We start from the raw sequence: 8,450 nt of genomic DNA, 5'->3' as shown, positions 1-8,450 counted from the left end.
GGGGGGGGGTGGGGTTTTGTTGGGGGGGGGGGGTGTGTGTTGTTTTGACTACCCCCCTTTACCCCCCCCCCCCCGGCCCGGTTCGATTCGGTAAGTGGCTGCTGTTGCGGGTGCCGCACAGCGCATTTCGGCGGTCAACGGCTAACGTCTCCCTGTGGCAGACGACCTGAGCACCACCATTGCCGAGGCCGCCCGGTTACTGGCCGACGCCCGTGATGTGACCCTGTTGAGTCATGTCAACCCCGACGCTGACACGCTCGGGAGTGCTTTGGCTGTGGGGCTCGCGTTGCACCGGCGTGGGGTTGCGGTGCGGGTGGCGTTCGGTGCGCCCGAGGTCGTGCCCGAGTCGTTGGAGGTCTTGGACGTCGCCGGGTTGCTGGTTCACCGCGACGAGGTGCCGTTGGCGCCTGAGTTGCTGGTGGTCATGGACACGGGCAGCGTGCAGCGGCTTGGGCCGTTGGGGGACCGGGTTGCCAACGCTCGTGGGCCCGTCATCGTTGTTGACCACCACGTGTCCAACACGCGGTATGGGACTGTGCATTGCATTGATGAGCACGCTGAGGCGACTGCGCTCATCGCGTTGAAGTTGCTCGACGAGATGGACGTCGAGGTTGACGAGCCGATCGCACGGTGTCTTTATGCGGGGCTTGTCACCGATACCGGGGGATTCCGCAAAGCCGGGCCTTCCGCGCATGAGACGGCTGCCCGGCTGTTGAAGACCGGGGTGGACGCGTACAGCGTTACCCGGCCGTTGATGGATGCGCATCCGTTTGCGTACCTCGGCATGTTGTCGCGGGTGTTGGCCAAGGCCGAGCTCGATCAGGGCGCTGCGCATGGGCTGGGGTTGGTGCATGCGGTCGTGGGTTTTGAGGACGCGCTTGGGGTGCGGAGCGAGGAGGTGGAGAGCGTGATCGACGTCGTGCGCTCTGCTTCCGAGGCCGAGGTGGCGGCTGTGCTGAAGGAGTTGCGGCCCGGGCACTGGTCCGTGTCGTTGCGGGCGGTCAGCCGGGTCGATGTTCGTGAGGTGGCGCAGGTCCTCGGGGGCGGTGGGCACCGGCTGGCGGCCGGGTTCACGTTCGACGGGGGCTCGGAGCAGGTCGTCGCCGCGCTCAAGGGCGCGTTGGAGCGGGTGGGGTCATGACACGGACTGGTAGTCCGCGGCTGCTGCGGGAGATCAACGACCGCGCCGCGATCGAGACGTTGTTGCGCAGCGGTGCGATGACGCGGGCCGAGCTGGAAGAGGTCATCGGGCTGTCCAAGCCCGCCACGGCCCAGTTGCTGGCCCGGCTCGAGGAGGACGGCATGGTCGTCCGCACCGGGTTGCGCGGGGGTGGGCGTGGGCCGCGGGCTCAGATGTGGGCCGTCAACGGGAGTGTCGGCCACGTGGCGGCGGTGGCGTTGACGCCGGAGCTGATCGACGTGGTCATCGCCGACATCACGGGGTCGTTGCTGGCCGAGCACAGCGCGCCGATGCCCAAGGAGCACACGCTCCGGGCGTTCCGCGAGACGGTGCAGAAGGCGGCGGCGTTGGCTGGGCTTCGGCTCGACGCGTTGTCGCACGTCGTGGTGGGGACGCCGGGTGCGGTGGATCCCTCGACCGGGCACCTAGGGTTCGCGCCGCACCTGCCGGGGCTGGTGGACGTCGACCTGCCGTCGACGTTGCGCGACCTGCTGGGCACGTCGGTGTCGATCGAGAACGACATCAACCTCGCCGCGCTGGAGGAGATGAGCTCCGGCCGGGCCGTGGGCGTGCGGAACTTCGTGCTGTTCTGGCCGGCGGACGAGATCGGGTCCGCCGTCGTCGTCAACGGCGTGCTGCTGCGCGGTGTCACGGGTGGCGCGGGTGAGATCGACTCGATGCAGATCCCCGGCGGCCGGTACGGAGACCTGGTCGACAGCGAGGCGATCGTGGCGCTGGCGGCGTCGCACGGGATCGTGGCGGACTCCGGTCTGGAAGCCGTCGCGCACGCTCTGACCTCGGGGACCGGGGGACGCGTGTTCTTGTCGGACCTCGCTCGCAGGATCGCTTTGGGGTTGGCGAACGTCGTGTGCGTGCTCGACCCGGAGCTGGTGCTGCTCTCGGGCGGGGTGGCGCAGGCGGGCGGCGACACGTTGTGCGAGCTGGTGTCGGTCGAGCTGTTGAAGCTGGTGGTACCGCGTACGCCGGTGCGCCTGGCGCAGATCACGGCGAACCCCGTGCGGTCGGGGGCGCTGCACTCGGCGCTCGCGGTGGCGCGGGAGCAGGTGTTCGGGCTGCCGCAGCGGTCGTGAGCGGCGGCTGACGCCAGCCAGCGGCTGATGCCGGGCGGGTGGCGCTGGGCGGGTGTTCGGCGGTGGCGGTGGGTGTGGGGGCCGCTGTCACGCGTGCGGGTGCTGTCGGCGGTCGTGAGCGGTCGCTGCCACGTGTGCGTGCTCGGCGCCCGCGGTGTCGTGCGGGCGTGCTCGGCGCCCGCGGCCGTGGTGGTGGTCGTGAGTGGCCGCCATCACCGGACGGGAGTGCTCGCCAGCGCTTAGGTTCGACTGGTGGAGGATCGGGTTCCCGCTCGGCGGGTCATCGGGCTGGCGGTGCCCGCCCTGGGGGTGTTGGCGGCCGAGCCGTTGTACGTGCTCGTCGACACGGCTGTGGTGGGGCATCTGGGGGCGTTGCCGCTCGCCGGGCTGGCGCTCGGCGGGGTGTTGCTCACGCAGGTGTCGACGCAGCTGACGTTCCTCTCGTACGGCACCACGGCGCGCACGGCTCGGTTGCACGGGGCTGGGCGGCGTCAGGAGGCCGTCGAGGAGGGTGTGCAGGCGACGTGGCTCGCGTTGGCTGCCGGTGTGCTCGTCGTGGTGCTGGGGCAGTTGTTCGCGCGGCCGTTGGCGGAGCTGCTCGCGGGGGGCGGGGCTGTCGCGGACGCGGCGGTGGAGTGGGTGCGCATCGCGCTGTTCGGCGCGCCGTTCATCCTCGTCACGATGGCCGGCAACGGGTGGATGCGCGGTGTCCAGGACACGAGGAGACCGCTCAAGTACATCCTGATCGGCAACGGCATCAGCGCGGTGCTCTGCCCGGCGCTCGTCTACGGCGCGGACTGGGGGCTGGAGGGCTCGGCCATCGCCAACGTCGTGGCGCAGGTGCTCTCGGCAGGGCTTTTCTTCAAGGCGCTCATCGCTGAGCACGTGTCGTTGCGGCCGCAGTGGACGGCCATGCGCGCGCAGCTCGGCATGGGACGTGATCTGGTGCTGCGGAGCCTCGCGTTCCAGGCGTGCTTCATCAGTGCGGCCTCCGTGGCGGCACGGACGTCCGTCGGGGCGTTGGGTGCGCACCAGGTCGTGTTGCAGCTCTGGACGTTCCTCGCGCTTGTGCTCGACTCGTTGGCGATCGCGGCGCAGTCGCTGGTCGGCGCGGCGTTGGGGGCGTCGCGGCGCAAGCAGGCGGAGAAGCTCGCGTGGCAGATCACGCGGTACGGGCTGGTGTTCGGCATCGGGCTCGGGGTCGTGTTCGCGGCGCTGTTCCCCGTGCTGCCGCGGGCGTTCACCTCGGACGCCGGGGTGCTGGCCGAGATCCCGCACGCCTGGTGGTTCTTCGTCGCGTTGCAGCCGATCGCGGGCGTGGTGTTCGCGCTGGACGGGGTGCTGCTCGGCGCCGGTGACGTGAAGTTCATGCGGACGGCGACGCTCGGGTCCGCGGTGATCGGGTTCCTACCGCTGGTGTGGGCCTCGTACGCGTTCGGGTGGGGGCTCGCCGGCATCTGGACGGGGCTGTCGGCGTTCATGGTGCTGCGGCTCGTGGCAGTGGTCTGGCGGACGCGGTCGGGGGACTGGGCCGTGGAAGGTGCGGTCCGGTAGGTGTGAGCCGGCCCACGACATCGGGCCCTGTGGTCGACCTCACGGCATGAAATCGTCACCAATAAGGTTGTTTAGGCGATGTAACTAATATCCGCCCGCCTCCGACCTGGGGAGTGCCGTCTTGCCGTCGGTCGATCGCGCCACCGGAACCTCGTGGCTGATCTGGACCACCGCCGTACTCGTCTACTTCGCCGCCCTGTTCCACCGCACCACGCTCGGCGTGGCCGGACTGGAGGCGAGCGAACGCTTCGGGCTCGGACCCGCTCAGCTCGGTGTCTTCACCGTGCTGCAGATCGGTGTCTATGCCCTGATGCAGATTCCCACCGGCCTGCTCGTGGACCGCTACGGGCCGCGCCGGGTGCTCACCGTCGCCGCGCTGCTCATGGGCACCGGCCAGGTGCTCTTCGCCATCGCCGACTCGTACGGGCTCGGGCTCGTCGCACGGGCCGTGCTGGGCATGGGTGACGCGATGACGTTCATCAGCGTGATCCGGCTGGTCGCGTCGCACTTCCCGCCGCGCCAGTACTCGCTCGTCGTGGCGGTCACGGCCGCGATCGGCGGTGTCGGCAACCTCGTCGCCACCGTGCCGCTGACGCTCATGCTCGGCTCGATCGGCTGGACGTGGGCGTTCCTCATCGCGGGTGGCCTGACCGCGCTGTACTCGGCCGTGGCCTTCCTGCGGGTGCGCGACCTGCCCGCCGGGTTCGTCGCGCCGAAGCCGGAGGTCGTGCCGTTCAGGAAGATCTGGCCGAAGGTGCGGCAGGCGTGGAGCGTGCCCGGCACCCGGCTCGGGTTCTGGGCGCACTTCAGCACGATGTCCACGCCGGCCGTGATCGGTCTGCTGTGGGGCTACCCGTACCTCGTGCAGGCGCAGGGCATGTCCGCGAAGGCGGCGTCCTCGACCCTGGGCCTGCTCGTCATCGGCGCGATCGTGGCGAGCCCGATCATCGGCGGGCTGTTCTCGCGCAACCCCGAGTGGCGCATGCCGATCTCGGTCGGCTTCCTGGCGTTCGCCCTGGCCGGGTGGGCCGTGCTGCTGCTGTGGCCGGGCGGGCGCGTGCCGGTGCCGGTCATCGCCGTGGTGTTCCTCGTGCTGACCGTCGGCGGGCCGATCTCGGGCGTGGCGTTCGCCCTCGCGCGCGACTACAACCCGTCGCACCGCCAGTCCACGGCCAGCGGCCTGGTCAACGTCGGCGGTTTCCTCGCCGTGACCGTGACGGCGCTGGGCGTCGGTGTGCTGCTGGACGTCGTCGAAGGGGTGCTCAGCCCGCAGACGGCGTTCCGCGTCGCGTTGAGCTTCTGCGTGCTGGTGCTCGTGGTGGGCGGCTGGCGGATGCTCGTGTGGTGGCGGCGCGCGCGTGCGGCGGTGTTCGAGGCCGAGGAGCGCGGCGAGACGGTTCCGGTGCAGATCCGGCGTCGCCGTTGGGACGCTCTGCGCGTCGCTTAAGCTTTCGCGCCGTGAAACCCTCTGTTGCACCGGGCCTGGTCGTCGTCGACAAGCCGGACGGCATGACCTCGCACGACGTGGTGGCGCGTGTGCGCAGGATCCTCGGCACCCGCAAGGTCGGGCACGCCGGCACGCTCGACCCGATGGCCACCGGCGTGCTCGTGCTCGGCATCGAGCGCGCCACCAAGCTCCTCGGCCACCTCGCGCTCGACAGCAAGGCCTACCTCGCGACGATCGTGCTCGGCGCGTCCACCACCACGGACGACGCCGAGGGCGAGGTCCTGTCCACTGTGGACGCCTCCGACGTGACCGACGAGGCCGTCGCCGCCGAGGTGGCGAAGCTGACCGGACCGATCCAGCAGGTGCCGTCGGCCGTGTCCGCGGTGAAGATCGACGGCAAGCGCGCATACGCACGGGTTCGTGCGGGTGAACAGGTCGAGATCCCCGCACGGCCGGTCACGGTGCACCGCTTCGACGTGCTGTTCACGCGCCGTGAGGACAAGACGGTCCTGCTCGACGTGATGGTCGAGTGCTCCTCCGGCACGTACGTGCGCGCGCTGGCCCGCGACCTGGGCGCCGCGCTCGGTGTCGGCGGCCACCTGGGTGCGTTGCGGCGCACCAGGGTCGGCCCGTTCGACCTCCGCGTGGCGCGCACGCTCGAGCAGCTGGAGGAGACGCCCGGCCTGTCGCTGGACCTCGACGCGGCGGTCGCCACGGCGTTCCCGCGCCGCGAGATCGACCCCTCCGAGGCGTCGGCGCTGTCCCACGGGCAGCGGTTGCGCGCGGGTGGGATCGACGGCACCTATGGCGTGTTCGGGCCGGACGGGCACGTCATCGCGCTGGCCAAGGACGAGGGAACCGCGTGCAAGCCCGTGGTGGTGCTCAGCCCGGCGGGCTGAGACAGGTGCCGAGCAGCGGGTCCGGCTCCCGACGTAGGCTGATCACCGTGCAACGCTGGCGCGGTCTCGATCACCTTCCCGGCGGCTGGGGCCGCTGCGTGGTCACCATCGGTGTCTTCGACGGTGTCCACAAAGGGCACCAGGCGCTCATCGGCAGGGCCGTCGAGCTCGCGACCGAGCGCGGCCTGCCGTCGGTGCTGATGACGTTCGACCCGCACCCGTCCGAGGTGGTGCGCCCCGGCAGCCACCCCGCGCAGCTCACCACGCTGCGCCGCAGGGCGGGGCTGGTCGAGGAGCTCGGCATCGACCACTTCGTCGTGGTGCCGTTCAGCCTCGAGACGTCCCGGATGCCCGCCGACGAGTTCGTGCACGAGGTCCTCGTCGAGAAGCTGCACGCGGCGGCGGTCGTCGTCGGCCAGAACTTCACCTTCGGGCACAAGGCTGCCGGTACCGTCGCCTTGCTGCGCCAGCTGGGGCAGCGGTTCGGATTCGCGACCGAGGGGGCTGATCTGGTGTCCGCAGACGAGGTGACGTACTCGTCCACCTACATCCGCGCGTGCATCGACGCGGGCGACGTGAAGGCGGCGGCCGAGGCGCTCGGGCGCCCGCACCGTCTCGAAGGGATCGTCGTCAAGGGCGACGGGCGGGGCAAGGACCTGGGGTTCCCGACCGCCAACCTGTCGACGCCGAAGTTCGCCGCGGTGCCGGCGGACGGCATCTACGCGTGCTGGTTCACCGACGCCAAGGGCACGAGGCTCAAGGCCGCCGTGAGCGTGGGGACCAATCCGACGTTCTCCGGGCGGGAACGCCGCGTCGAGGCGTTCGTGCTGGACGTGAACGAGGACTACTACGGCCAGCGGGTGGCCGTGGACTTCGTCGACAGGCTGCGCGAGATGGAGAAGTACGACTCCGTCGAGGCCCTGCTCGAACAGATGCACCGCGACGTCGACCGCACCAGGGAACTGCTGGCGGGGTCGTGAGCGTCAGATCAGGCGAAATGGGCATCTGAAAGCCGCTGTGCTGGCAGGATGCGTGCAGAGTTCGGGCTACTGGAGAGGCCAACGGTGGAGGACCACAAGATCGTGCAGCGCAACCTCGCGCTTCAGCGGGAGTGGTACGGGGAGCCTTTGGGTGACCGGGTGCGCCGTCTGGTCGTGGCTTTCAACGTGTCCCAGGCCCAGCTCGCGGACGTGCTGGGGATCAGCGCGCCGATGCTCAGCCAGGTGATGAGCGGCCGGCGCGCCAAGATCGGCAACCCGTCCGTGCTCGCCCGCATGATCATGCTGGAGCGCAAGGTCCTCACGCCGGACGTGGCGACCGGGGCACCCGAGGCGTTGCAGCGCGCGCTCGACGACGTGCGCGAGTCCAAGCCGACGGTGTCCCGCGACTCGTTGCCGGTCAACGGGGACGAGAGCGCCGCGTACCCGGTGCTGCGCCGCGTCGCGGACCGCACCGAGCTCCAGCAGGCCGCGGACATGCTCCACGAGGACTTCCCGGCGATCGCCGAACTGTTCCGGCGCGCCATCCGGGCCGCCGCGCGGTGACCTGGTTCACCGCGCTCTACCCGCCGCGCCACGTGGTCGACGAGCTCGGGGCGGTGCTCGACCCGGGCCTCGACGTGGAATGGACGAAGCCCGAGAAGTGGCACATCACGTTGTGCTTCCACGGTGAAACCGCAGATGAGGAACGGTTCGAGGCGCTCGAGGGTCGCGAGGTGCCGGAAATCCGGCTCAGGAACTTCGGCGACTTCCACGGCCGGGTCCTGTGGGCGGGAGTGGACGGCGACCTAAATGAGTTGGCAAGAGCAGCAGGCGCGGACGACAATTGGTTCGCGCACCTGACGGTGGCGTACAGGTACCAGGGCCAGGCTATGCCGGAGTTCCTGAGCAGCCCGTGGCAGCCGTCGGAAGCAGTGCTCGTGAGCAGCTCGGACGGTGTGCACACACCCGTGTCGCGGGTGGGGTTGCGCACGTCAACGCGCCGCTGAGCAGAGTGCCTGATAGCCTTCGCAGTTGGGTCTGGCTGCGGTCCGTGGCGGCCAGTACCGGCTACCCCGGCCAGCAATTCGGCGGACGGGGCCGCACGGACCTGAACAAGTAGGAGAAGTACCTAGTGGCACTGTCCACGGACCAGAAGAAGTCCATCCTCGGTGAGTACGGTCTGCACGACTCGGACACCGGCTCGACCGAGGCGCAGGTGGCCCTGCTGAGCAAGCGCATCGCTGACCTCACGGAGCACCTGAAGCAGCACAAGCACGACCACCACTCCCGCCGTGGTCT

The 8,450-nt window shown here is 70.0% G+C and carries 10 protein-coding genes; all 10 read left to right on the top strand.

All coding sequences use genetic code 11. The features are described from left to right. Positions 1–154 precede the first annotated feature (154 nt). Positions 155–1,141, top strand: a complete 987-nt coding sequence (locus tag VM306_RS41265; protein WP_325525261.1) for a bifunctional oligoribonuclease/PAP phosphatase NrnA — start codon at positions 155–157, stop codon at positions 1,139–1,141. Then, entirely contained in the window at positions 1,138–2,271 is a 1,134-nt protein-coding gene (locus VM306_RS41260) for an ROK family transcriptional regulator (protein ID WP_325525259.1), read from the top strand. The genes VM306_RS41265 and VM306_RS41260 overlap by 4 nt, the downstream gene beginning before the upstream one ends. Before the next feature lie 72 nt (positions 2,272–2,343). After that, positions 2,344–2,514 (top strand): hypothetical protein, encoded by a 171-nt coding sequence (locus VM306_RS41255; RefSeq protein ID WP_325525257.1) that lies wholly within the window; start codon positions 2,344–2,346, stop codon positions 2,512–2,514. Between the two features lie 6 nt (positions 2,515–2,520). Beyond that, positions 2,521–3,825, top strand: coding sequence for an MATE family efflux transporter (locus VM306_RS41250; protein WP_325525266.1), 1,305 nt, complete (start codon positions 2,521–2,523; stop codon positions 3,823–3,825). A gap of 121 nt (positions 3,826–3,946) precedes the next feature. After that, complete coding sequence (locus tag VM306_RS41245; RefSeq protein ID WP_325525255.1) at positions 3,947–5,272, top strand: MFS transporter; 1,326 nt, start codon at positions 3,947–3,949, stop codon at positions 5,270–5,272. An 11-nt stretch (positions 5,273–5,283) separates the two neighbouring features. Then, entirely contained in the window at positions 5,284–6,171 is an 888-nt protein-coding gene (gene truB, locus VM306_RS41240) for a tRNA pseudouridine(55) synthase TruB (protein WP_325525253.1), read from the top strand. A 47-nt stretch (positions 6,172–6,218) separates the two neighbouring features. Next, the gene (locus tag VM306_RS41235; protein WP_325525251.1) at positions 6,219–7,151 is read left to right on the top strand and encodes a bifunctional riboflavin kinase/FAD synthetase; all 933 of its coding nucleotides are present in this window, start codon (positions 6,219–6,221) and stop codon (positions 7,149–7,151) included. Between the two features lie 84 nt (positions 7,152–7,235). After that, entirely contained in the window at positions 7,236–7,715 is a 480-nt protein-coding gene (locus tag VM306_RS41230; protein ID WP_325525249.1) for a helix-turn-helix transcriptional regulator, read from the top strand. Continuing rightward, on the top strand, positions 7,712–8,158 hold the full coding sequence (locus VM306_RS41225) for a 2'-5' RNA ligase family protein (protein WP_325525246.1): 447 nt from the start codon (positions 7,712–7,714) through the stop codon (positions 8,156–8,158). The genes VM306_RS41230 and VM306_RS41225 overlap by 4 nt, the downstream gene beginning before the upstream one ends. A gap of 125 nt (positions 8,159–8,283) precedes the next feature. Next, a partial coding sequence (gene rpsO, locus VM306_RS41220) for a 30S ribosomal protein S15 (protein WP_325525264.1) occupies positions 8,284–8,450 on the top strand: 167 nt, incomplete at its 3' end.

It is taken from the genome of Lentzea sp. (assembly GCF_035525475.1).
GTDB lineage: Bacteria > Actinomycetota > Actinomycetes > Mycobacteriales > Pseudonocardiaceae > Lentzea.
The sequence above is the reverse complement of the archived record's forward strand: the minus strand, read 5'-3'. Positions and strand labels throughout refer to the sequence as shown.

Coding starts and splice junctions, on each gene's coding strand:
- VM306_RS41260 (WP_325525259.1), top strand. CDS start 1,138: ATGACACGGACTGGTAGTCCGCGGCTGCTGCGGGAGATCAACGACCGC.